We start from the raw sequence: 21,688 nt of genomic DNA, 5'->3' as shown, positions 1-21,688 counted from the left end.
ATGCCTGCAAAACGAAGCTGCGAACCAATACAAAGGAAATAAGCGCCATCCACGCACGAAACACACGCACCTGCGCGAGAGGCTCAGTGAGCCTCCCGCCCCGGGACAGAGACCGTCTTGGCAGGCTGGCGTCGACGGCGTACGGCGATGTGCCTGTCCCAGCGGGGACAGGCACCCCGCCATACGATGCGCTACCAGGCGTAGCGATAGCCGACGTGGAAGGTCCACGGCATGGTCTGGCGGCTGCCCTTGGCGTACTCGTACGAGCCGAACAGGCTGCCGTGCTTGCCCAGTTGCGAAGCCACCCCTACGGCCAGTTCGGTGCGGCCGCCATCGAGCCGCACCTTGTGCCGGATGTCGTTGGTGCGCACCGTGCCCTTGCCGTCGAACTCCTGCACCCAGCTCAGCTTCATGTAGGGCTGCACCACGCGGCCATCGCCCAGGTCGAACTGCCGCCCCACGTGCAGGCCCAGGCGGCCCAGCATGGAGTTCGTGCCGTCGTCCTTGATGCGCAGGCCGTTGCTGGCGGTGTAGTCGGCCCCTTGCGCATGGAAGGCGGCCACCTCCAGCTGCGGCTCCACGTACCAGGCGCCGGGCCACGTGAAGCGCTTGCCCAGTTCCAGCGACGCGCCCACGCCATTGCCGCGGTACTGGCCGCGCACGCGCCGGCCCTTGGCGTCGTCCACCTTGAACGCGTGGCGAATGCGGCTGACCCGCACGATGCCATCCATATAGAAACCGCCGTCCTCGATGTAGGTAGCGTAAGCGCCCACGTGCACGCTGTCGTCATCGCCCGTGCCGCCCCGGTCGAACTTGATGCGGCCGTTGGTGTAGCCAGCCACCGCGCCCACGTGCCAGCGCCCGTCGGCCACCGGCAAGGCGGTATCGGCGCCCAGTTCGAAACCGCTGATGGTCTGGCGGAACTCGCGCGACACGCGGTTGTCGACGTCCTGGCGCCGGCCAAAAGCGCGGCCCCATACGCCGCCCGCAACCGGCGTCAGGCGCAACTCGCCCATGCGCTTGCTCAACGCGTTCATCTCGGCCTGCCACAGACCTTGCGCGGCGCTGGCCGTGCCCACCGCCGCGTTGGCCGTCGGCGTCAGCGTGCGCGTGCCCGGCACGTACACCGCGTCGCCGGCCGGCCGCGCGGGCGGAACGGCCGGCGGTCGAGCTGCTGGCGGCTCGGCCGGCGGCGGCACGACAGGCGGCGCCTCAGGTTGCGCTTGCGGCGGCGCTTCGGGTTGGACGACGGGTGGCGCTTCGGGCGGGCCGGACTTGGCCGGAGGCGCCAGCCATTTATCGAGGTCTTTGCGATACGCCTGCGTCGCCTTGTCCGGATCCGGTTCGACGGGCGGCTTGGACCCGGGCGCCACCCATTTTTCGAGACCCGCACGGATTTCGTCCAGCGTCTTGCCAGGCTCGGGCGGATTGTTCTTTTGCGCCCCCGGAACCAGCCACTTGCCGAGGTCCTCGTTCGGCATTACCCCGATTTTTTCGGCCGCCTTGCCAGGCTCGGAGGGGCTGCGCTTTGCGGCATCCGGCGCCAGCCAACTGCCGAGGTCCTGCTGCAGGATCCCGCTGATCACGCGATCGCCGCCTGAAGCAGGCGGCGTGTGCGGCAAGGCATCGGGTGACGGCATGGCAGGCGCGCCGGGCGATGCGCCGCTCGCCGGCGCCGCTAGCTGTGAACTGTCAATAGGTTGTATTCGTCCAGGTTGAGTCTGGAGATGGGTACAGCGCGCCCGATGCCTTGGTGGGGTCGATGCCAGTTGTAGTGGTGTAGCCAGGATTTCATGGCATCGGCTCGGTGTTGGGAGTTCTGGTAGGTGTGAGCGTAAGCCCACTCACGCAAGGCCGACTGGATGAAGCGTTCGGCCTTGCCATTGGTCTGTGGGCGGTAAGGTCGGGTAAAGCGGTGCTTGATGCCCAGCTCATGGCACAGCGCGGCGAAGGCGCGGCTGCGAAAGGCCGAGCCATTGTCGGTGAGCAAGCGCTGGATGGTCACGCCCAGGCGCTGGTAGTAGGCCACTGCGTCCTTGAGGAACTGGACGGCGCTGGGGAAGCGCTCGTCGGGGTGGATGTCGGTGAAGGCCACGCGGGCGTGGTCATCGATGGCCACGAAGACGAAGTCCCAGCCGGCCCCCTCAACGGTATCGCGTCGGTTGCCCGTGACCCGGTGGCCAGGGCGCTGGATACGTCCCAGCTTCTTGATGTCGATGTGCAGCAGATCGCCGGGGGCCTGATGCTCGTAGCGCACCACCGGCTCGGCCGGCTCCAGGTCGGCCAGGTGCGACAGACCGGCGCGGGCCAGGACGCGGCTGACGGTGCTGGCTGACACGCCCAGCGCCTGGGCGATGCGCGCTTGGGTCAGCCGCTTGCGGCGCAGCTCCACGATAGCCAGCGCCTTGGCCGGCGCAATCGCTCGGGGCGAGACCGTCGGGCGCGAGGACGCATCGGCCAAGCCCGCCTGGCCCTGAGCCAGGAAGCGGCCCAGCCATTTGCGCACAGTCGGCGCGGTGACCCCATAGGCGCGGGCCGCTTCAGGCACACAAACTTGATGGGCGATCAATTGCTGGACCATTTCGAGTCGACGTAGGAAGGTCAATCGGGCATGCTTATGGGTGTTCATCCGGCCGGGCTCCTTGAGTGAACTGGGGGGTCGGCGATTTCCAGTTTCTCAAATCCGGTTCGGATGAACCATGCATACAACCTATTGAATCTTCACAGCTAGCGCAGGCGCGGCTGCCCATCGAGCGGGGCCTGCGCCTGTCGGCCGACGACGAGCTGCGGCGCCGGCTGATCATGGCGGTGATGTGCCGGGGCCGGCTGGCGCTGGCCGAGCTGGGTGGGTCGGCCGGCGCGCCCGCCAGCGCGGCGTTCGGGCCTGAGCTGGCCCGCCTGCGGGAGCTGGCCGGACTGGGGCTGGTGACCCTGGACGCCGAGGTGATGCAGGTAACCGAACTGGGGTGGTATTTCGTGCGGGCGGTCGCCATGACGTTCGATCGCTACCTGCGCGAGGCCGCGCCGGCCGCAAGCTATTCGCGCATCGTCTAGGGCGGCGCGGGCTGCTGCTCTTGCGCCATGGGGTCGCCGCCCAGCGCATCCAGGCTGGCCAGCATGGCCTGTTCGAGCTGCAGCAGACGGCTTTCCAGCGCCGCGGCCTGGCTCCACAGCTGGCTGCCGCGCCTGGGCAGCTGCCGGTGCACGGCCTCCAGGCGCGCCAGCGTTTCGGGGTCGGGCCAGAGGGTGCAAATGGCGCCCTTGGCCCGATGCAGGCGCTCGCGTACCGTGGCATTGTCGCGCTGGCGCAGGGCGCGGCGGATTTCGAGACGGTCGTCGCGCAGGCAGCGCAGCGCCAGTTCCAGCAGGGCGCGTTGCTGCGCCGGGCCAGGGCATAGCCATTGAACGCAGAGGGTCCCGGAGGCTTGATGGTGCTTGGCCATGGGATTCAGCCATAGACGTTTTGCTCGAATTTCTCGCTCAGGTACAGGGCCAGCGCGAGGTCGTCGGCCAGGCCCAGTTTCTTCATGGCGCGGCGCTTGTGGGTGCTGACCGTTTTCTTGCTGCGCAATAGGCGGCCGGATATCTGGGTTACGGAAAAGCCCTTCGCGATTTGGCGCAGGATTTCACGCTCGGCATTGGTGAGCCGGGAGTCTGGCGGGTCGGGGATGGTGGCGCGCAACTGGCCTGTGCGGGCGCTGAAGAACGCCCGTCGGCTGACGACGGTCGTGCGGATCAGTTCGGCCAGCAGGCTCAGCGGCGCGCCCTTGGGCAGGAAACCGTTGGCGCCGGCGCGGAAGGCCGCGTACTCGGTTTCGTGCGCCTTGCCGGCCGAAATCGTGATCACGGCCATGTCGGGGCAGAGGCGGCGCAGGCGGCGGATGAAGTCCACGCCGTCCCAGCTTTGCGCCGGCATGAAGAAATCGATGACGGCCGCGTCGCAAGGATGGCGCTTGAGCTGGTGGGCCAGCGCCACGGCGTTGGTCTCGGTCAGCGCGACCTCGAAGTCGCCGTGTTCGCCCAGGTATGCGCTCAGGCCTACCGCGACGGCGGGGTGGTCGTCCAGGATGGCGACCCGCAGGCGGCGGCTGGGCCGGGATAGCAGCATGTAGCGGCGCGCCGATGCCACGGCGGGCTGGGCGCTGGAGGGATAGGTGGCGGGAGGATGGGCCGCGCAGGCCTGCCCGGCGAGGACTGGCGCGGCGTGGGATAGGCGGTGAGGCATGGGGACTCCTTCTATGCCTGGCGTCACGAGCGACAAGCTCAGCTGTCATGGCAGGTTACGAGGGTTTTGAGAGGAGTCCGATAAGTCGTTGGAAAATCAGACAGATCCAGTGTGGGGCAGGCGCAGCGGGTTCGGGGACGAAAGGTGCTACAATTGGCGACGTTTGGCATGCCGACCCGCGTGCCACCCTTGACGCATATCCGAGGCACGATCCAGATGCTGCTGCGCCCGACACGAACTACGACCGGAATCTTCCGCACTCAGTCGCGTTAATGATTTCATGCGTCGGGTTGGTATCGCGTCATTGCGGTAAATACTCAACAAGGCACCAGACAAAACGCGGCCAGGCAGCCGCGTTTTTCGTTTCCAAATCCAGGAATTCCTTCGATGGTACAAATTACCTTGCCGGATGGCTCGCAGCGCCAGTATCCCGGTCCCGTGACGGTGGCCGAGGTTGCGCAATCCATAGGCGCCGGGCTGGCCAAGGCGGCGCTGGCCGGGCGCGTCGCTTTCGACGGCGCCGAGCCCCGGCTGGTCGATACCAGCTTCCGCATCGACAATGATGCGCAGCTCGCCATCGTTACCGCCAAGGATGCCGACGGCCTGGACCTGATCCGGCACTCCACGGCGCACCTGCTGGCCTATGCCGTGAAGTCGCTCTTCCCGGATGCCCAGGTCACCATCGGCCCGGTGATCGACAACGGGTTCTACTACGATTTTTCGTATAAGCGCCCCTTTACGCCGGAAGATCTGCAGGCAATCGAGAAGAAAATGGCCGAACTGGCGCGCAAGGACGAGGTCGTCACGCGCGAGGAATGGTCGCGCGACGAGGCTGTCGCCTATTTCAAGGGCATCGGCGAGGTCTACAAGGCGGAGATCATTGCCTCGATTCCGTCCAACGAAACCCTCAGCCTGTACCGGGAAGGCGATTTCATCGACCTGTGCCGCGGCCCCCACGTGCCCTCGACCGGCAAGCTGAAGGTCTTCAAGCTGATGAAGGTGGCCGGCGCCTACTGGCGCGGCGACAGCAAGAACGAGATGCTGCAGCGGATCTACGGCACGGCGTGGGCGAGCAAGGACGACCAGGATGCCTATCTGCACATGCTCGAGGAGGCCGAACGGCGCGACCATCGCAAGATCGGCCGCGAACTCGACCTGTTCCATTTCCAGGACGAGGCTCCCGGGCTGATCTTCTGGCATCCGAAGGGCTGGGCGCTGTGGCAGCAGGTCGAGCAGTACATGCGCAAGGTGTACCAGGACAACGGCTACCAGGAGGTCAAGGCGCCGCAGATCCTCGACCTGACGCTCTGGAAGAAGACGGGCCACTGGGACAACTACCGCGAGAACATGTTCACGACCGAGTCCGAAAACCGGGTCTACGGTCTGAAGCCCATGAATTGCCCCGGGCACGTGCAGATTTTCAATGCCGGCCTGCATTCCTATCGCGAATTGCCGCTGCGTTACGGCGAGTTCGGGCAATGCCACCGCAACGAACCGTCCGGCTCGCTGCATGGCATGATGCGGGTGCGCGGTTTCACCCAGGACGACGGCCACATTTTCTGTACCGAAGACCAGTTGCAGGACGAGTGCGCCGCATTCACCGCCTTGCTGCAGAAGGTCTACAAGGACTTCGGTTTTACCGAGGTGCTGTACAAGGTCGCCACGCGTCCCGAGAAGCGCATCGGCAGCGACGAAATCTGGGACAAGGCCGAAACCGCCCTGATGGAAAGCCTGCGTCGTACCGGCTGCGAATTCGAGATCTCGCCGGGCGAGGGCGCTTTCTACGGCCCCAAGGTCGAATACACGCTCAAGGACGCCATCGGACGCCACTGGCAGTGCGGCACGATTCAGGTGGATTTTTCCATGCCCGTGCGGCTGGGCGCGGAGTACGTCGACCAGAACGACCAGCGTCGTCCGCCGGTCATGCTGCACCGTGCCATCCTCGGTTCGCTGGAGCGTTTTATCGGCATGCTGATCGAAAACCATGCCGGTGCCATGCCGCCCTGGCTGGCCCCGTTGCAGGCGGTGGTATGCTGCATCTCCGAGCATTCCGCCGAATATGCGGCACAAATAACACAAAGCCTGAAAAAACAAGGCTTTAGAGTGCAGGCTGATTTGCGTGGTGAAAAAATCACTCGTAAAATCCGTGAACACAGCCTGCAGAAAATCCCGTATCTCCTCGTCGTTGGTGACAAGGAGATGCAAAACGGCACCGTCGCGGTGCGGGGATTGGGTGGCCTTGATCTGGGCGTCATCGCACTCGATGATTTCATCGCGCGCCTGGCCGAGGATATCTCCACCCGCCGCAATGTCACCCAACTCGCGAGCGCTGCTTAACCTTTCTAGGAGTCGTCAACATCGCCACTGAAAAAGCCATACGCATCAACGGTGAAATCCGCGTCCCCGAGGTGCGTCTGATAGGCCTGGACGGAGAACAGCTGGGCATCGTCAAGATTGCCGATGCGTTCCGTCTTTCCGAGCAAAGCGACGTGGACCTGGTCGAGATCGCGCCCAATGCCGATCCCCCGGTTTGCCGCTTGATGGATTACGGTAAGTTCAAGTACCAGGAACAGAAACGCCAGGCCGAGGCCCGGTCGAAGCAGAAGGTCATCCAGGTCAAGGAAGTCAAATTCCGCCCGGCGACCGACGAGGGCGACTACCAGGTCAAGCTGCGTAACCTGCGCCGCTTCCTCGAAGAGGGAGACAAGGCCAAGGTCACGCTGCGCTTCCGTGGCCGGGAAATGGCCCACCAGGAACTGGGCATGCGGGTGCTTGAGCGGGTGCGCGACGATCTGATCGAACTTGCCCAGGTCGAGGCGATGCCCAAGCTGGAAGGCCGTCAGATGGTCATGGTGCTTGCGCCGCGCAAGAAGGCCGTCGGCAAGCCCGACGCGGCAGGCTGATCCCATCCCCGGCCCGGTTGCCCTCGAGGGGCGTCCGGGCCGGCTTGCGTGCGGCCCGTGCGGCCCCATCTTTCAAACTGCCTAGTCAATCCTGCCTGCGCGGGCTCGTGGCGCGGCGTACGTATCGGGTGCCGAGATGCACGTATTGTTCATTATCGATCCCTTGCCGCTGCTCAAGGCGTACAAGGACAGTTCCGTCGCCATGATGCAGGCGCTGCAGGCCCGGGGGCACACCCTGAGCGTTGCGCTGCAAGGCGATCTCTATATCGATGCGGGCGAGGTCAGGACGCGCTTTGCGCCCATCGCGCTGCGCGACGGCGCCGACCTCCATGGGCATGACTGGTGGCGCGAAACCGGCGCGGCCGACGAGGCGCCGCTGGCGCGCTTCGACGCGGTGGTGATGCGCAAGGATCCCCCGTTCGACATGGAATACGTGTATTCGACGCATCTGCTCGAGTACGCGCAGCAGCAGGGGGCCCGCGTGTTCAACAGCGGGGCGGCGATCCGCAATCATCCCGAGAAGCTGGCGATCACCGAGTTTCCCGATCTGACCACGCCTACGCTGGTCACGCGCGACATGGCGCGCATCAGGGCATTCCATGCCGCGCAGGGCGACGTCATCGTCAAGCCGCTGGACGACATGGGCGGCACCGGGATCTTCCGCCTGCAGCGCAGCGAGCCCAACCTGAACGCGATCCTCGAAACCCTGACCGACAACGGTACGCGCACGATCATGGCGCAGCGCTATATCCCCGAGATCGTCAAGGGCGACAAGCGCATTCTGCTCATCGGCGGCGAGCCGATGCCGTATTCGCTGGCGCGCATACCGCTGGCCGGCGAGACGCGCGGCAACCTGGCGGCCGGCGGGCGGGGCGTGGCCCAGCCGCTGTCCGAGCGCGACCTGCACCTGGCGCGCACGGTGGCTGACCGGCTGGCCGGCCGCGGGCTACTGCTGGTGGGCCTGGACGTGATCGGCGACTACATTACCGAAGTCAATGTCACCAGCCCGACCTGTTTTGTCGAGATCACCGAACAGACGGGCTTCAACGTACCGGAGATGTTCGCCGTGGCGCTGGAAAGCGCCGCCGGCTGAACTTGCTGCTATGACTGGCATCGTTATCGTCGTGCACGCCCCGCTGGGCAGTGCCATGCGCGAGAGCGTCGCCCACGTGCTGGGCGACGCGACCGAAGCGCTGGCCGTGCACGATATCCATCCCGAGGATTTGCCCGACGACGCGGCGCCCCGGGTACTGGCGGATATCCTGCGCGTGGACCAGGGGCAGGGCGTGCTGGTCCTGACCGACCTGATCGGCGCCACGCCGGCCAATATCGCCAAGCGCGCCGTGGCCGATGCGCAGGCGCAGGGCATCCAGTGCTGTGTGCTGGCGGGATTGAATACGCCGATGCTGTTGCGGGCCCTGACTTATCGCAATCTTTCGCTGGCCGAGACGCGTGAAAAGGCGCTCGCAGGCGGCGTCCAGGGTTGCTTGCGTGTAGACTGACGGGCGAGAAAACGCCGAGAGTGAATTGATGGCGCAGCAGTTCCGCCGTGCCGGGCCGGCAGTCCGACCCGGCGGGCACGGGATTGCGGCTGCCGCCATTGCCAGATCAGAACTTATGCCTAGCTCAGACATCGTCATTAGCAACAAACTCGGGCTGCACGCCCGGGCCGCCGCTAAGCTGACGCAGCTGGCCAGCCGCTTCAGCAGCGAGATCTTCATTTCGCGTGGCGCCCAGCGCGTCAACGCCAAGAGCATCATGGGCGTGATGATGCTCGCCGCCGGGCTGGGGGTGACAGTCAAGCTGGAGGCCTCGGGCAGCGATGCCGACCAGGCGCTGTCCGAAATTCAAACTCTGTTCGACAATAAGTTCGGTGAGCAGGAATAGCAAAACCTCAGGTTCCGGCAGCCCGCCGTCGGCGCGGGCTGCATCGTCTACGCGCTCTTCCATCCCATCCCTTTCTCCTGATATCGCCGCCGGTCCGGTCGTCTGCCTGCACGGCAAAGGCGTGGCGCGCGGCTACGCGATCGGCCGCGCCGTGGTCATGGGTGCGGCGGCGCTCGAAGTCGCCCACTACCGCATCGCGCCCGAGGATGCCGCGGCCGAAAGCCAGCGGCTGACCGAGGCGCTGGCCAAGGCGCAGGCCGATCTGCTGCAGATGGCCGACACCCTGCCCGAGGACGCGCCGCGCGAGCTGGGCGCCATGCTCAATGTGCACCGGCTGCTGCTGGGCGATCCTTTGCTGGCCGAGCAGGCCCTGGCGCTGATCGCCGAGCGGCACTACAACGCCGAGTGGGCGCTGACCGCGCAAGGGCAGATCCTGGGCCAGCAATTCGAGGCCATGGAGGACGAATACCTGCGCGAGCGCGGCGGCGACGTGCGCCAGGTCATCGAACGGGCGCTGCACGTGCTGGCCGGCACCTCGGCCATGCTGCCCGATGGCGCCCAGCTCGATGGCAATGATCCGCTGGTGGTGGTGGCGCACGATATTTCTCCGGCCGACATGCTGCGGCTGCGCGGCGGGCGCTTCGCCGCCTTCGTGACCGACCTGGGCGGTCCGACCTCGCACACCGCGATCGTGGCGCGCAGCATGGGCGTGCCGGCGGTGGTCGCGCTGGGCAATGTGCGCGAACTGGTGCGCGACGGCGACATGCTGATCGTCGACGGCGCGGACGGCGTGGTGGTGCTCAACCCTTCGGCCCGCATCCTGGCCGAGTACCAGGCGCGCCAGCGGGTGTACGCCGACGAGCGCGCCGAGCTGGCGTTGCTGCGCGACGAGCCGGCTGTCACCCTGGATGGTATCGATATCGTGCTGCATGCCAACATCGAGCTGCCCGAGGAGGCCAGCCTGTCGCTGGCCTGCGGGGCTCATGGCATCGGCCTGTTCCGCAGCGAATTCCTGTTCATGGGCCGGCCCGACCTGCCCGGCGAGGAAGAACAGTACGAGGCCTATGCATCGGTGGTGAAGGTGATGGCGGGCCGGCCGGTGACGATCCGCACGCTGGACATCGGCGCCGACAAGACGCTCGATGACGAGGCGACGGTCGCCACCAATCCGGCGCTGGGGCAGCGGGCCATCCGCTATTGCCTGGCGCGGCCCGAGATGTTCGCCACGCAGTTGCGCGCCATCCTGCGGGCTTCGGCCCATGGCCCGGTGCGGGTGCTGATTCCGATGATCGCGCACATGCACGAGGTACACGCCACGTACGCCGCGCTGGAGTCCGCCCGCCGCGAGCTCGATGCGCGCGGCCAGCCCTATGCGGCGCGCGTCGAGGTGGGGGCCATGGTCGAAATCCCGGCCATCGCGATCGCGATCGAACCGTTCGTCCAGGCGCTCGATTTCCTGTCCATCGGCACCAACGACCTGATCCAGTACACGCTGGCGATCGACCGCGGCGACCACGATGTGGCGGGCCTGTACGACCCCTTGCATCCGGCCGTGCTGCGCCTGGTGGCCAACACCATCAACGCGGGCGAGCGCGCCGGCAAGCCGGTGGCCGTATGCGGCGAGATGGCGGGCGATGCGCGGCTGACGCGCCTGTTGCTCGGGCTGGGGCTGACCGAATTCTCCATGCACCCGCAGCAGCTGCTCGACGTCAAGCGCGAGGTCCGGCGCGCCCATTCCAATGCCTTGCGGGTCAAGGTCGCCGCGGCCCTGAACCGCGCCCTGCCCATCGACCCCGATACGCTCGACGCGCTCTGACAGCGCGGTGGCACGGCAAAACGGTGCCTTGCGGCGCCGTTTTTTTCGTTGCATTGCACAACGGGCAGGACTAAGATGAATCGCATGCGGTTTCTCAGCGCGCTTTTCTCAAGGAGAGAATCATGGGCGACGCGACACGCAGCAACGGTGAGCCGGCCACCTCTTCAGCCCGGCGCGCCACCCTGGTACCCATGCGGGGCGGCGGGTGGCGGCGGGTCAAGTCCGGCGCCGCCGGGTTTCTCGACGCAATCGGCGAAGTCCTGCATGCCATGGACGAGGGCCGGCGCCAGCATCCGGTGATTTCGGCGCATCGGCGCCAGTAGCGCCGGCTTGCGCCAGCCACGCGCGCTGGCGCCCGGCCTGCGGGCGCCGCGGGGCGATGTCGTCATCCCTTGAGCGTGGCGTCCATGCTGATCCTGGCATTGAGCACTTTCGACACGGGGCAACCGGCCTTGGCCTTGGCGGCCCCGCGTCGGCGAAGCTGTCCTTCGTGGCGCCGGGCACGACCGCGTTCACGGTCAGGTGCACGGCGGTGATGGTGAAGCCGTCGTCGGTCTTGTCCAGCGTGACTTCGGCCGTGGTTTCGATGCTGTCGGCCTTCAGGCCTGCCTCACCCAGGATATTGGACAACGCCATCGAAAAGCAGCCCGCGTGCGCGGCGCCCAGCAGTTCTTCCGGGTTGGTGCCCGGCTGGTCCGCGAAACGGGTATTGAAGCCATAGGGCTGGTTCTTCAGCGCGCCGCTTTGGCTCGAGATCGTGCCTTGCCCGGACTTGAGGTCGCCCTTCCAGACGGCGGATGCGGTTTTCTTCATGGGGACTCCTTGCGGTGAATAGGCGCGGCGGCGGCCGGGTGGCGGCGCGTCGCCGATGCGGGAACCCGGGGGCGGGTTCGCTTCATGATATCCCCCTAGACATGGCCAAACTGTGTCCAGGGGTACGCGCGCGGCGCCGGGCAGGGCGATAATGCAGGCTCTTCCGGAGGCCACATGCTGCAAATCGACGCTGAACACACCCGCCGCGCGCTGCGCTTCACGGCGGTCATCGATGCCCTGCGCGACGCCTTTCGCGGCGGCGCCCATGTGCCGCCGCGCCACGTCCATGCCATCGAGTCCGGCGGCGCGCAAGGCACGACGCTGATCATGCCGGCCTGGAACGACGCCGGCTATTTCGGCGTCAAGGTCATCAATATCTTTCCCGCCAACACCCACCAGGGGCTGCCCGGCCTGCATGCGACCTACACGCTGTACAGCGCCCGTACCGGGGTGCCGCTGGCGCAGGTCGACGGCGACGTCGTGACCGCCTATCGGACCGCCGGGGCGGTCGCGCTGGGCGCTTCGTACCTGGCCCGCGCCGACGCCAGGGTGTTGCTGATCCTGGGCTCCGGCCGGATCGCCGGACTGGTGGCGCAGGCGATGCGCGCAGTGCGCCCGATCGAGCGCGTACTGGTGTGGAACGTGCGGCCGGCCGGCGCGCAGCGCCTGGCCGCCGAATTGCGCGAGCAGGGCTTCGACGCGCAGGCGGCCACCGATCTGCAGGCCGCGGTCGGGCAGGCCGACATCGTCAGCTGCGCCACCTTGTCCACCGAGCCGCTGGTGCGCGGCGAGTGGCTGCGGCCGGGCGTGCACCTGGACCTGATCGGCAGTTTCACGCCCGAAATGAAGGAAACCGACCCGCAGTGTTTTGCCGGCACATCCGTGTACGTGGATACCGATGAGGCGCCCACCAAGGCCGGCGACCTGCTCGAAGCCTTCGCGGCCGGCACGCTGGCGCGCACGCAGATCCGCGGCACCCTGGCCGACCTGGCGGCGGGCCGCGCGGCGGGCAGGCGCGATGCGGCCGAGATCACCGTGTTCAAGGCGGTGGGCAGCGCGCTGGAAGACCTGACGCTGGCCGCCCAGGTATACGAGGCGCGGCAGGGCGATGTTCAGGCACAATAAGGGCGATTTTCCTCTTACTACTTTCCACGGGCTTTCGAACCATGTCCACTCTGCTCGCTCGCCTGGCCGTCCTGGCCACGGCCCTGGTCCCCGCGTTTGCCGCGCAGGCCGAAGTCGTCATCGGCGTTGACGTCTCCACGACCGGGCCGGCGGCGGCGATAGGCATCCAGACCAACAACGCGATCCGCCTGTGGCCGGCTACGCTGGGCGGCGAGCCGGCCCGCTACGTGGTGCTGGACGACGGCACCGACGTCAGCCGCGCGGTGAAGAACATGCGCAAGCTGACCTCCGAGGACAAGGTCGACGCCATCGTCGGCCCGAACACGACCGCGGCCGCGCTGGCGGGCCTGGATGTGCTGGCCGAGATCAAGACGCCGATGATCGCCCTGGCGGCGTCGGCGGTGATCGTCGAGCCCATGTCCGATCCCAAGCGCGCCTGGGCGTTCAAGATGCCGCAGAACGACTCCCTGATGGCGTCCGTGCTGGTGCAGGACATGAAAAAGAAGGGCGTGAAGACCGTGGCCTTCATCGGCTTTGCCGATTCGTATGGCGACAGCTGGTGGAAGGAGTTCTCGCAGGCGGCCGGCGACGACCTCAAGATCGTGGCGCAAGAGCGCTTCCAGCGTACCGACGCCTCGGTGGTGGGCCAGGTGCTCAAGGTGATCGCGGCCAAGCCGGAGGCGGTGCTGATCGCCGGGGCCGGAACGCCTTCGGCGTTGCCGCAGAAGACCCTGCTCGAACGCGGCTACGCCGGCAAGGTGTATCAGACCCATGGCATCGGCACGCTGGAGTTCCTGCAAGTCGGTGGGCGCGACGTGGAAGGAACCCTCTTTCCCACCGGCCCGGGCGTGGTCGCGCGCGAGCTGCCCGACAGCAACCCGGTCAAGAAAGTGGCCGTGGAATTCGCCGACAAGTATGAGGCCCAATACGGCGCCAATACCCTGACCCAGTTCGCCGGCGACGCCTATGGCGCCTGGATCCTGCTCGATTCGGCGGTGGCGCGTGCGCTCAAGACCGGCGCCAAGCCCGGCACGCCCGAGTTCCGCGCCGCCTTGCGCGATGCGCTGGAGAATACGCGCGACCTTACCGTGCCCAATGGCGTGCTCAATATCAGCGCCGAAAATCACCAGGGTTTCGACGAGCGCGCGCGCGTCATGGGCGTGGTACGCAACGGGCGTTTTTCGTACGCTGGCCAGCCGTAGGCGTTTCAGGATGTGACGCGCCGGTTTCCCTGGGCGCGGCAATGCGGGCAGGCCTTGGGCCTGCCTTTTTTGTCGTCAAATGATTCGTGATCAAATGATTTTATAGCGTACTATTCGGGACATATCTATTTCAATACCGAACTATTCAGGAGGAAAAACCATGCTCATGCGTCGTTTCAATTTCGTGAAATGGGGACTTCTGATGGTGGGAGCGGGCCTGCTGGCTGCGTGTTCGGATTCGGACTCGAGCGATCCCGGCGCCGCGCAGCAGCCGGCCGCGCAAAGCGCCAGCACGCTGGACGCCGCCAAGGCGGCGGGCAAGATCCGCATCGGCTACGCCAACGAGGCGCCTTATGCCTATATGGACAGCAAAGAGGCGCGCGTTACCGGCGAGTCGGTCGAGATCGCCCGGGTGGTGCTCAAGCGCATGGGTATCGACGAGGTCGAGGGCGTCCTGACCGAGTTCGGGTCGCTGATCCCGGGCCTGCAGGCCAAGCGGTTCGACATCATTGCCGCCGGCATGTATGTGACGCCCGAACGCTGCCAGCAGGTTGCGTTCTCCGACCCGACCTATGGCGTGGGGCAGGCTTTCCTGGTGCAGAAGGGCAACCCCAAGAATCTGCATAGCTACGCCGACGTGGCGAAGAACGGCGAGGCCAAGCTGGGCGTGGTCGTCGGGGCCATCGAGGCGGAATACGCGACCAAGCAGGAGATTCCGGCCGGGCAGGTGGTGGTGTTTCCGGACGCGGTCAGCGCGCTCTCGGGTATCGAGGCCGGACGCGCCGACGCCTATGCGGCGACCGCGCTGACCGTCAACGATCTGATGCACAAGACCAGCGCCGGCGACAAGCTGGAAAAGGCCGACCCTTTCACCGATCCCACGGTCGATGGCAAGAGCGTGCGCGGCTATGGCGCCTTCGCCTTTCGCAAGGATGACCAGGCGTTCGCCGACGCGTTCAACGCCGAACTGAAGAAATTCGTGGGCAGCGACAAGCACCGCAAGCTGGTCGAGCCATTCGGCTTTACCGCCGGCGAGTTGCCGGGCGATGTGACCGCAGCCAAGTTGTGCGCCGCCCAGTAAGCGGGGACGGCGATGGACAACACCTGGTCCCTGCTGCCGCCCTTGCTGGACGGTCTGGCGGTCACCTTGCGGATTGCCGCCGGGGCGGCGGCGCTGGCGATTCCGCTGGCGCTGGCCGCCGGGCTGGCGCGGCTGTCCGCAAGTCCGTGGCTGCGGGCGCCGGCGGCGGTCTATGTGGAGGTGTTTCGCGGTACGTCGGCGCTGGTGCAGCTGTTCTGGTTCTATTTCGTGCTGCCGATGTTCGGCATGAAGCTGCCGGCCTTGCTGGTGGGAATCGTGGTGCTGGGCGCCAATGCCGGGGCCTATGGCGCCGAAGTGGTGCGCGGCGCCATCCTGGCCGTGCCGGCCGGGCAGCGCGAGGCGGCGGTGGCGCTGAACCTGACGCGCGCGCGGACGATATGGCGCATCATCCTGCCGCAAGCGGTGCCGGCCATGCTGCCGCCCACCGGCAACCTGCTGATCGAACTGCTCAAGAACACGGCGCTGGTGTCGCTCATCACGATTACCGATCTGACGTTCAGGGGGCAGTTGCTGCGCAGCGAGACCTTGCGCACCACCGAAATCTTCACCCTGGTGCTGCTGCTGTATTTCGCGGTGGCGCTGGTGATCACAGGCGGGATCCGGATGCTTGAGCGGAGGTTCAAGGTCCGATGAGTCCGATTTTCGATTGGGGGTTCGCGCTCGAAATCCTGCCGATGCTCGGCTCGGCGCTGGCCATCACCGTGCAGGCGACCCTGCTGGGCATGCTGGTGGCCGTGACGCTCGGCCTGGCCCTGGCGCTGCTGCGCCGCTCGCCGTTCTGGCCGGTGTCGGCCCTGACGGCGCTGGTGATCGAGTTCGTGCGCAGCACGCCGCTGCTGGTGCAGATGTATTTCCTGTTCTACGTGCTGCCGGTCACCGGTTGGCAGATGTCGCCGCTGACCACCGGCATCCTGGCGCTGGGCCTGCACTATGCGGCCTATTGCGCCGAAGTGTACCGGGCGGGCATCGAGGCGGTGCCGCGCGGCCAGCACGAGGCCGCCACCGCATTGAACCTGTCGCGCTGGCGCACCGCGGTGGGCGTGGTGCTGCCGCAGGCCATTCCGCCCGTGGTGCCGGCGCTGGGCAACTACCTGGTGGCCATGTTCAAGGACACGCCGCTGCTGTCGGCCATTACGGTGGTCGAACTGCTGCAGCAGAGCAAGATCATCGGGTCGACCACATTCCGGTATACCGAACCGTTGACGCTGGTGGGCGTGCTGTTCCTGTTGCTGAGCCTGGTGGCGGCCTGGGGGGTGCGACGCCTGGAGGCGCGCCTGAAACTGTATGGAGGCAAGAGATGAGCGCAAGCATCCGTTTGGCCAAACTGTGCAAGCGGTACGGCGACCTGGACGTGCTGCGGGGCATAGACCTGGAAATTCCGGCCGGCCAGACCGTCTCGGTGATCGGGCCGTCCGGCTCCGGCAAATCGACCTTGCTGCGCCTGCTGATGACCCTGGACCGGCCGACCAGCGGCGCGATCGAGATCGATGGCGAATCCATGTGGCATGACGCGCAAGGGCGCGAAATGGGGCCCAACTCGGCCCATGTGCGCCGGGTGCGCGGCAAGATCGGCATGGTGTTCCAGCACTTCAACCTGTTTCCGCACAAGACGGCGCTGGGCAATGTGATCGAAGCGCCGCTGTACGTGCTGGGCCTGTCGCGCGACGAGGCGGTGGCGCGTGGCCGCGAGTACCTGGACATGGTGGGCCTGGGCGACAAGCTGGATGCCTATCCGGCGCAACTGTCGGGCGGCCAGAAGCAGCGCGTCGGTATTGCGCGGGCGCTGGCCATGTGCCCGGAGGTCATGCTGTTCGACGAGGTGACGTCGGCGCTCGATCCGGAACTGGTGGGCGGTATCCTGCAGATTCTGCGCGACCTGGCGGCCCGGCGCACCATGACGATGATCATCGTCACCCACCAGATGAAATTCGCCGAGCGCAGTTCGGACCGCACGCTGTTCTTCGACGAAGGCAATATCGTCGAGGACGCCGAGTCGGCCCAGTTGTTCGCCGCGCCGCGCGAGCCGCGCACGCAGCAGTTCCTGCAATCGGTGATCGAGGCCGCCTAGGTGTGAAGATTCAATAGGTTGTATGCATGGTTCATCCGAACCGGATTTGAGAAACTGGAAATCGCCACCCCCCCAGTTCACTCAAGGAGCCCGGCCGGATGAACACCCATAAGCATGCCCGATTGACCTTCCTACGTCGACTCGAAATGGTCCAGCAATTGATCGCCCATCAAGTTTGTGTGCCTGAAGCGGCCCGCGCCTATGGGGTCACCGCGCCGACTGTGCGCAAATGGCTGGGCCGCTTCCTGGCTCAGGGCCAGGCGGGCTTGGCCGATGCGTCCTCGCGCCCGACGGTCTCGCCCCGAGCGATTGCGCCGGCCAAGGCGCTGGCTATCGTGGAGCTGCGCCGCAAGCGGCTGACCCAAGCGCGCATCGCCCAGGCGCTGGGCGTGTCAGCCAGCACCGTCAGCCGCGTCCTGGCCCGCGCCGGTCTGTCGCACCTGGCCGACCTGGAGCCGGCCGAGCCGGTGGTGCGCTACGAGCATCAGGCCCCCGGCGATCTGCTGCACATCGACATCAAGAAGCTGGGACGTATCCAGCGCCCTGGTCACCGGGTCACGGGCAACCGACGCGATACCGTTGAGGGGGCCGGCTGGGACTTCGTCTTCGTGGCCATCGATGACCACGCCCGCGTGGCCTTCACCGACATCCACCCCGACGAGCGCTTCCCCAGCGCCGTCCAGTTCCTCAAGGACGCAGTGGCCTACTACCAGCGCCTGGGCGTGACCATCCAGCGCTTGCTCACCGACAATGGCTCGGCCTTTCGCAGCCGCGCCTTCGCCGCGCTGTGCCATGAGCTGGGCATCAAGCACCGCTTTACCCGACCTTACCGCCCACAGACCAATGGCAAGGCCGAACGCTTCATCCAGTCGGCCTTGCGTGAGTGGGCTTACGCTCACACCTACCAGAACTCCCAACACCGAGCCGATGCCATGAAATCCTGGCTACACCACTACAACTGGCATCGACCCCACCAAGGCATCGGGCGCGCTGTACCCATCTCCAGACTCAACCTGGACGAATACAACCTATTGACAGTTCACACCTAGCGCTGCCGCTGCTTTTAGTGCCAACGCATGATCAGCCAGGAATTTCCTGCGTGTAGATTACACGAAGCACAGGAAAAAGCTCCACCTTGCCAGAATCCCGGGTCGACGATATACAGGCCACGTCAGCACCACGATGAGCGCAATGAAGTCAGCATCTTGCGCCCTCGTTGCAGATCCTGTCCGGGGCGAAGCTGCGATCAGGCAAAAAACGCCAAGTCAGCGACTTGGCGTTTTCCGTTTCGATACCTGCGGCACCGAAAAAACTCTGGTAGGCGGTATTGGGTTCGAACCAACGACCTCTACGATGTCAACGTAGCGCTCTAACCAACTGAGCTAACCGCCTGCAAAGAAGAAGAAGAATTATATATGGCTTTTTTTCAGCGTGCAACTTGGTCGACGCTTTTTATCGCCGCCATCAGTTGCCGGATCTTGCCGACCGACTTGATGCCGGGCGCGTCCTCCACGCCGCTGCTGACATCGACCGCCCACGGCCGCACGGCGCGCACGGCGTCGGCGACATTGCCCGGGTGCAGCCCGCCGGCCAGCACGATGGCGCACGAGGCCGGATCGGCCTGCACGCCGGCCAGCAGGCCGTGGTCGAAGCCCTGCCCGCTGCCGCCATAGCCTGCGCTGTAGCTGTCGAACAGCCAGCCGGCCGCGTCGGCATATTGGCGACAGGCCGCGGCCAGGCCGGCGGCGCTGTCCAGGCCGGGGGCCCCGGCGCGAAAGGCCCGCAGGTAGCGGCGGCCGTAGCGGCCGCAATCCTGCGGGGTTTCGTCGCCGTGGAACTGCAGCAGGTCGGGCGCCACGTGGTCCAGCACCGCCTGGACCTCGTCGGGCCGCGGGTTGACGAACAGGGCCACCACATCGACGAAGGCTGGCACCTCGCGGCGCAGTTGCGCCGCGCGGGCAGGATCGACATGGCGCTTGCTGGCCGGATAGAACACGAAGCCGATGGCATCGGCGCCAGCCTGGACGGCGCTGGCGATGTCCTGTTCGCGGGTCAGCCCGCAGATCTTGACGCGTGTACGCATGACTACCGTGCTACCTATTTGAACGCTGCCCCGGGATCGGAGCTTTCGTCTCCATAGATATTAGTTCCATAATTGCTTTCGATCTCGATCTTCACGCTGGCCGGGTCGACGGTGGACTGGCCGCCCTTGTAGTGCATGACCATGCCGGGAAACAGCATGACGGCGGCCACCATGAACAGCTGGATCACGATGAACGGCACCGAGCCCCAGTAGATCTGGCCGGTGGTCACCGGCTGGATGACCTTGCCGGTGATCTTGTCCTTGTAGGCGTCCTTGGGCGCGACCGAGCGCAGGTAGAACAGCGCGAAGCCGAACGGCGGGTGCATGAACGAGGTCTGCATGTTCACCGCCAGGATGATCCCGAACCAGATCAGGTCGATGCCCATCTTGTCGGCCACCGGGCCGAGCAGCGGCACGATGATGAACGCCAGCTCGAAGAAGTCCAGGAAGAACGCCAGCACGAAGGTCAGCACGCTGACCACGATCAGGAACCCCCACTCCCCGCCCGGCAGCCCGATCAGCAGGTGCTCGACCCACAGATCGCCGTTGACCCCGCGGAAGGTCAGCCCGAACACCGTCGAGCCCACCAGGATGAACACCACGAAGCACGACAGCTTGGTGGTCGTGTCCATCGCCTGCTTGAGCAGGTCCAGCGTCAGGCGCCGGCGGATCAGCGCCATGATGATCGCCCCCACCGCCCCCATCGCCCCGCCCTCGGTGGGCGTGGCCACGCCGATGAAGATCGTGCCCAGCACCAGGAAAATCAGGAACAGCGGCGGGATCATCACGAAGGTCACCCGCTCGGCCAGCGCCGAGAGCATCTTCAGGCGGAACACCTTGTTGGCGATCGCGATCACGAACGCCGTCAGCCCCCACAGCAGCAGGCTCACCACCACCTGCTCGTCGACCGGCGCCGTGTCGTTCTCCAGCCACTGCCCCAGCACATAGGCCGACAGCGAGGAAATCAGCATCAGCACCAGCAGCGAACGCCCCCCGCGCGAGCCGTTGGGCTCGCGAAACCTGCGCGCCTCCTCGGGCAGCGCCGGCGCCGCCGAGGGCTTGACCAGCGAGACGATCACCACATAGGCGATGTACGCCCCCGCCAGCACGAACCCCGGCACCATCGCCGCGCGGTACATGTCCCCGATCGAGCGCCCCAGCTGGTCGGCCAGGATGATCAGCACCAGCGAGGGCGGAATGATCTGCGACAGCGTGCCCGAGGCCGCGATCACCCCGCTGGCCAGCCGCCTGTCATACCCGTAGCGCAGCATGATGGGCAGCGAAATCAGTCCCATCGAGATCACCGAGGCCGACACCACGCCGGTGGTCGCCGCCAGCATCGCGCCCACGAACACCACCGCGATCGCCAGCCCCCCGCGCAACGGACCGAACACCTGGCCGATCGTCTCGAGCAGGTCCTCGGCCATGCCCGATCGCTCCAGCACCAGCCCCATCAGGGTAAAGAACGGCACCGCCAGCAGCGTGTCGTTGGAAATAATGCCGAACACCCGCTGCGGCAAGGCCTGGAACAGCGCCGGGCTGAGCAGGTCCAGCTCGATGCCCACCAGACCATACAGAATCCCGTTGGCCGCCAGCGCGAACGCCACCGGAAAACCCAGCAGCAAGAACAGCACCAGCGTCGCGAACATGATCGGCGCCAGATTGGCTATCAGAAACTCCATGATCAGCGGCCTTCGTGGTTATTACGTTGTTCTTGCACGCTCGCCTCGCGCTCCAGCGCCTCGCGGGCGATCTCCTCGGCCAGCAGCTCCTCGGCGCTCTTGCTGCCCTCGCGCGCGGTCGGGTCCGGACACTGCCCGCGCAAGAACCCGATGCACTTGATCAGGTGCGACAGCCCCGCCAGCACCAGCAGCGCAAACCCCACCGGAATCAACAGCTTGACCGGCCAGCGGATCAACCCGCCCGAGTTCGACGACTGCTCGCCGCTCAGGTACGAATCCATGAACACCGGCCACGACAGAACCATGATCAGGGTGCACGCCGGCAGCAGAAAGAACACCACCCCGAAAATCTCGATCCAGATCTGCTTGTGGCGCGGCAGCCGCGAGGACAGAATGTCCACCCGCACGTGTTCGTTCTTCAGCAGCGTGTAGCCCGCGGTCAGCAGGAACATCGCGCCGAACATGTACCACTGCAGTTCCAGCCAGGCGTTCGAACTGCTATGAAACACCTTGCGCACCACGGCATTGCCGGCGCTGACCAGCACCACTAGCAAGGTGACCCATGTCACGGCCCGGCCGACCCGCAGGTTCAGCGCGTCTATGCCGCGCGATAAGGCGAGTAATGCTTTCATGATGGGAATACTTTGAAAAAAGGCTTCTTGCCCGGCGCCTGGACATCAGGCATCCGGGATAAGCACGCGGCCGCTTTGGGGTTGCCAGGCCGTTGCCGCCGTGCGTGGAACCACGGGCCGCGTCCGCTCTTGATGGGCGCCGCGCCGGGC

General features: G+C 66.0%; 21 protein-coding genes, 1 tRNA gene and 2 pseudogenes. 14 read left to right on the top strand and 10 right to left on the bottom strand.

The genetic code is table 11. From position 1 onward, the window contains the following. Nucleotides 1-191: 191 nt before the first annotated feature. Together BN118_RS06025 and BN118_RS06020 are read right to left on the bottom strand one after the other, a co-directional pair. Nucleotides 192-1,685, bottom strand: a pseudogene (locus BN118_RS06025) (autotransporter outer membrane beta-barrel domain-containing protein); the annotation flags it as partial. Further along, nucleotides 1,679-2,629 carry an IS481-like element IS481 family transposase gene (locus tag BN118_RS06020; protein WP_005012067.1) on the bottom strand — a complete coding sequence of 317 codons (951 nt, stop codon included), beginning with the start codon at nt 2,627-2,629 and terminating at the stop codon, nt 1,679-1,681. The pseudogene BN118_RS06025 and the gene BN118_RS06020, both read right to left, overlap by 7 nt. Nucleotides 2,630-2,646: 17 nt before the next feature. Here BN118_RS06020 and BN118_RS06015 point away from each other — a divergent pair, with 17 nt between their 5' ends. Continuing rightward, nucleotides 2,647-3,054: a hypothetical protein gene (locus BN118_RS06015; protein ID WP_041166148.1), complete on the top strand. Its 408-nt coding sequence runs from the start codon at nt 2,647-2,649 to the stop codon at nt 3,052-3,054. Here the strand turns inward: BN118_RS06015 and BN118_RS06010 are convergent. Both BN118_RS06010 and BN118_RS06005 read right to left on the bottom strand, forming a co-directional pair. Beyond that, on the bottom strand, nt 3,051-3,443 hold the full coding sequence (locus BN118_RS06010; RefSeq protein ID WP_003812612.1) for a hypothetical protein: 393 nt from the start codon (nt 3,441-3,443) through the stop codon (nt 3,051-3,053). The genes BN118_RS06015 and BN118_RS06010 overlap by 4 nt on opposite strands. A gap of 5 nt (nt 3,444-3,448) precedes the next feature. Continuing rightward, entirely contained in the window at nt 3,449-4,225 is a 777-nt protein-coding gene (locus tag BN118_RS06005) for a response regulator transcription factor (RefSeq protein ID WP_019248759.1), read from the bottom strand. Between the two features lie 387 nt (nt 4,226-4,612). On the opposite strand from BN118_RS06005, the gene thrS reads away from it, so the two are divergent. From thrS to ptsP, 6 genes are all read left to right on the top strand, one after another. Continuing rightward, the gene (thrS, locus tag BN118_RS06000) at nt 4,613-6,562 is read left to right on the top strand and encodes a threonine--tRNA ligase (protein ID WP_003812608.1); all 1,950 of its coding nucleotides are present in this window, start codon (nt 4,613-4,615) and stop codon (nt 6,560-6,562) included. Nucleotides 6,563-6,582: 20 nt separating this feature from the next. Then, a complete protein-coding gene (gene infC / locus BN118_RS05995) occupies nt 6,583-7,128 on the top strand; it encodes a translation initiation factor IF-3 (RefSeq protein ID WP_033446215.1) in 546 nt (181 codons plus the stop codon). A 136-nt stretch (nt 7,129-7,264) separates the two neighbouring features. Continuing rightward, the gene (gshB, locus tag BN118_RS05990; protein WP_010930391.1) at nt 7,265-8,221 is read left to right on the top strand and encodes a glutathione synthase; all 957 of its coding nucleotides are present in this window, start codon (nt 7,265-7,267) and stop codon (nt 8,219-8,221) included. Nucleotides 8,222-8,231: 10 nt separating this feature from the next. After that, nucleotides 8,232-8,630, top strand: a complete 399-nt coding sequence (locus BN118_RS05985; protein ID WP_003812601.1) for a PTS sugar transporter subunit IIA — start codon at nt 8,232-8,234, stop codon at nt 8,628-8,630. A 115-nt stretch (nt 8,631-8,745) separates the two neighbouring features. Next, complete coding sequence (locus tag BN118_RS05980; RefSeq protein ID WP_003812598.1) at nt 8,746-9,015, top strand: HPr family phosphocarrier protein; 270 nt, start codon at nt 8,746-8,748, stop codon at nt 9,013-9,015. Between the two features lie 106 nt (nt 9,016-9,121). Further along, the gene (gene ptsP, locus BN118_RS05975; RefSeq protein ID WP_225719710.1) at nt 9,122-10,831 is read left to right on the top strand and encodes a phosphoenolpyruvate--protein phosphotransferase; all 1,710 of its coding nucleotides are present in this window, start codon (nt 9,122-9,124) and stop codon (nt 10,829-10,831) included. 164 nt (nt 10,832-10,995) lie between these two features. Here the strand turns inward: ptsP and BN118_RS21190 are convergent, their stop codons facing one another. Beyond that, entirely contained in the window at nt 10,996-11,220 is a 225-nt protein-coding gene (locus tag BN118_RS21190; protein ID WP_010930393.1) for a hypothetical protein, read from the bottom strand. Next, nucleotides 11,217-11,644 (bottom strand): annotated as a pseudogene (locus BN118_RS19405) (OsmC family protein). The gene BN118_RS21190 and the pseudogene BN118_RS19405 overlap by 4 nt, the downstream one beginning before the upstream one ends. A 174-nt stretch (nt 11,645-11,818) precedes the next feature. On the opposite strand from BN118_RS19405, the gene lhpI reads away from it, so the two are divergent. The 7 genes from lhpI to BN118_RS05935 all read left to right on the top strand — a co-directional run bounded on the left by lhpI (nt 11,819) and on the right by BN118_RS05935 (nt 18,190). Then, nucleotides 11,819-12,769, top strand: coding sequence for a bifunctional Delta(1)-pyrroline-2-carboxylate/Delta(1)-piperideine-2-carboxylate reductase (gene lhpI, locus BN118_RS05965; protein ID WP_010930394.1), 951 nt, complete (start codon nt 11,819-11,821; stop codon nt 12,767-12,769). Between the two features lie 41 nt (nt 12,770-12,810). Beyond that, complete coding sequence (locus BN118_RS05960; protein ID WP_010930395.1) at nt 12,811-13,971, top strand: ABC transporter substrate-binding protein; 1,161 nt, start codon at nt 12,811-12,813, stop codon at nt 13,969-13,971. Between the two features lie 160 nt (nt 13,972-14,131). Further along, nucleotides 14,132-15,052: an ectoine/hydroxyectoine ABC transporter substrate-binding protein EhuB gene (gene ehuB, locus BN118_RS05955; RefSeq protein WP_014905619.1), complete on the top strand. Its 921-nt coding sequence runs from the start codon at nt 14,132-14,134 to the stop codon at nt 15,050-15,052. 12 nt (nt 15,053-15,064) lie between these two features. Next, entirely contained in the window at nt 15,065-15,706 is a 642-nt protein-coding gene (gene ehuC / locus BN118_RS05950) for an ectoine/hydroxyectoine ABC transporter permease subunit EhuC (RefSeq protein ID WP_003812581.1), read from the top strand. Beyond that, the gene (gene ehuD, locus BN118_RS05945) at nt 15,703-16,374 is read left to right on the top strand and encodes an ectoine/hydroxyectoine ABC transporter permease subunit EhuD (RefSeq protein ID WP_010930397.1); all 672 of its coding nucleotides are present in this window, start codon (nt 15,703-15,705) and stop codon (nt 16,372-16,374) included. The genes ehuC and ehuD overlap by 4 nt, the downstream gene beginning before the upstream one ends. Next, nucleotides 16,371-17,141 carry an amino acid ABC transporter ATP-binding protein gene (locus tag BN118_RS05940; protein ID WP_003812577.1) on the top strand — a complete coding sequence of 257 codons (771 nt, stop codon included), beginning with the start codon at nt 16,371-16,373 and terminating at the stop codon, nt 17,139-17,141. Before ehuD ends, BN118_RS05940 begins: the two co-directional genes overlap by 4 nt. A 98-nt stretch (nt 17,142-17,239) precedes the next feature. Continuing rightward, entirely contained in the window at nt 17,240-18,190 is a 951-nt protein-coding gene (locus tag BN118_RS05935; RefSeq protein ID WP_005013747.1) for an IS481-like element IS481 family transposase, read from the top strand. Nucleotides 18,191-18,456: 266 nt separating this feature from the next. Here BN118_RS05935 and BN118_RS05930 read toward each other — a convergent pair. The 4 genes from BN118_RS05930 to BN118_RS05915 all read right to left on the bottom strand — a co-directional run bounded on the left by BN118_RS05930 (nt 18,457) and on the right by BN118_RS05915 (nt 21,538). Further along, nucleotides 18,457-18,533 (bottom strand) — tRNA-Val (locus BN118_RS05930). A 34-nt stretch (nt 18,534-18,567) separates the two neighbouring features. Beyond that, on the bottom strand, nt 18,568-19,224 hold the full coding sequence (locus BN118_RS05925; RefSeq protein WP_014905618.1) for a phosphoribosylanthranilate isomerase: 657 nt from the start codon (nt 19,222-19,224) through the stop codon (nt 18,568-18,570). Between the two features lie 14 nt (nt 19,225-19,238). Continuing rightward, on the bottom strand, nt 19,239-20,906 hold the full coding sequence (locus BN118_RS05920) for a TRAP transporter large permease (RefSeq protein ID WP_003816741.1): 1,668 nt from the start codon (nt 20,904-20,906) through the stop codon (nt 19,239-19,241). A 2-nt stretch (nt 20,907-20,908) separates the two neighbouring features. Next, nucleotides 20,909-21,538, bottom strand: a complete 630-nt coding sequence (locus BN118_RS05915) for a TRAP transporter small permease subunit (RefSeq protein ID WP_010930386.1) — start codon at nt 21,536-21,538, stop codon at nt 20,909-20,911. Between the last annotated feature and the right edge of the window lie 150 nt (nt 21,539-21,688).

Origin of the sequence: Bordetella pertussis 18323 (assembly GCF_000306945.1) — a bacterium.
Taxonomy (GTDB): domain Bacteria; phylum Pseudomonadota; class Gammaproteobacteria; order Burkholderiales; family Burkholderiaceae_B; genus Bordetella; species Bordetella pertussis.
Note: the sequence above shows the minus strand (reverse complement) of the source record. Positions and strands in the feature narration are given on the sequence as shown.

Coding starts and splice junctions, on each gene's coding strand:
- BN118_RS06020 (WP_005012067.1), bottom strand. CDS start 2,629: ATGAACACCCATAAGCATGCCCGATTGACCTTCCTACGTCGACTCGAA.
- BN118_RS06010 (WP_003812612.1), bottom strand. CDS start 3,443: ATGGCCAAGCACCATCAAGCCTCCGGGACCCTCTGCGTTCAATGGCTA.
- BN118_RS06005 (WP_019248759.1), bottom strand. CDS start 4,225: ATGCCTCACCGCCTATCCCACGCCGCGCCAGTCCTCGCCGGGCAGGCC.
- thrS (WP_003812608.1), top strand. CDS start 4,613: ATGGTACAAATTACCTTGCCGGATGGCTCGCAGCGCCAGTATCCCGGT.
- gshB (WP_010930391.1), top strand. CDS start 7,265: ATGCACGTATTGTTCATTATCGATCCCTTGCCGCTGCTCAAGGCGTAC.
- BN118_RS05985 (WP_003812601.1), top strand. CDS start 8,232: ATGACTGGCATCGTTATCGTCGTGCACGCCCCGCTGGGCAGTGCCATG.
- BN118_RS05980 (WP_003812598.1), top strand. CDS start 8,746: ATGCCTAGCTCAGACATCGTCATTAGCAACAAACTCGGGCTGCACGCC.
- BN118_RS21190 (WP_010930393.1), bottom strand. CDS start 11,220: ATGACGACATCGCCCCGCGGCGCCCGCAGGCCGGGCGCCAGCGCGCGT.
- lhpI (WP_010930394.1), top strand. CDS start 11,819: ATGCTGCAAATCGACGCTGAACACACCCGCCGCGCGCTGCGCTTCACG.
- BN118_RS05960 (WP_010930395.1), top strand. CDS start 12,811: ATGTCCACTCTGCTCGCTCGCCTGGCCGTCCTGGCCACGGCCCTGGTC.
- ehuB (WP_014905619.1), top strand. CDS start 14,132: ATGCTCATGCGTCGTTTCAATTTCGTGAAATGGGGACTTCTGATGGTG.
- ehuC (WP_003812581.1), top strand. CDS start 15,065: ATGGACAACACCTGGTCCCTGCTGCCGCCCTTGCTGGACGGTCTGGCG.
- ehuD (WP_010930397.1), top strand. CDS start 15,703: ATGAGTCCGATTTTCGATTGGGGGTTCGCGCTCGAAATCCTGCCGATG.
- BN118_RS05940 (WP_003812577.1), top strand. CDS start 16,371: ATGAGCGCAAGCATCCGTTTGGCCAAACTGTGCAAGCGGTACGGCGAC.
- BN118_RS05935 (WP_005013747.1), top strand. CDS start 17,240: ATGAACACCCATAAGCATGCCCGATTGACCTTCCTACGTCGACTCGAA.
- BN118_RS05925 (WP_014905618.1), bottom strand. CDS start 19,224: ATGCGTACACGCGTCAAGATCTGCGGGCTGACCCGCGAACAGGACATC.
- BN118_RS05920 (WP_003816741.1), bottom strand. CDS start 20,906: ATGGAGTTTCTGATAGCCAATCTGGCGCCGATCATGTTCGCGACGCTG.
- BN118_RS05915 (WP_010930386.1), bottom strand. CDS start 21,538: ATGAAAGCATTACTCGCCTTATCGCGCGGCATAGACGCGCTGAACCTG.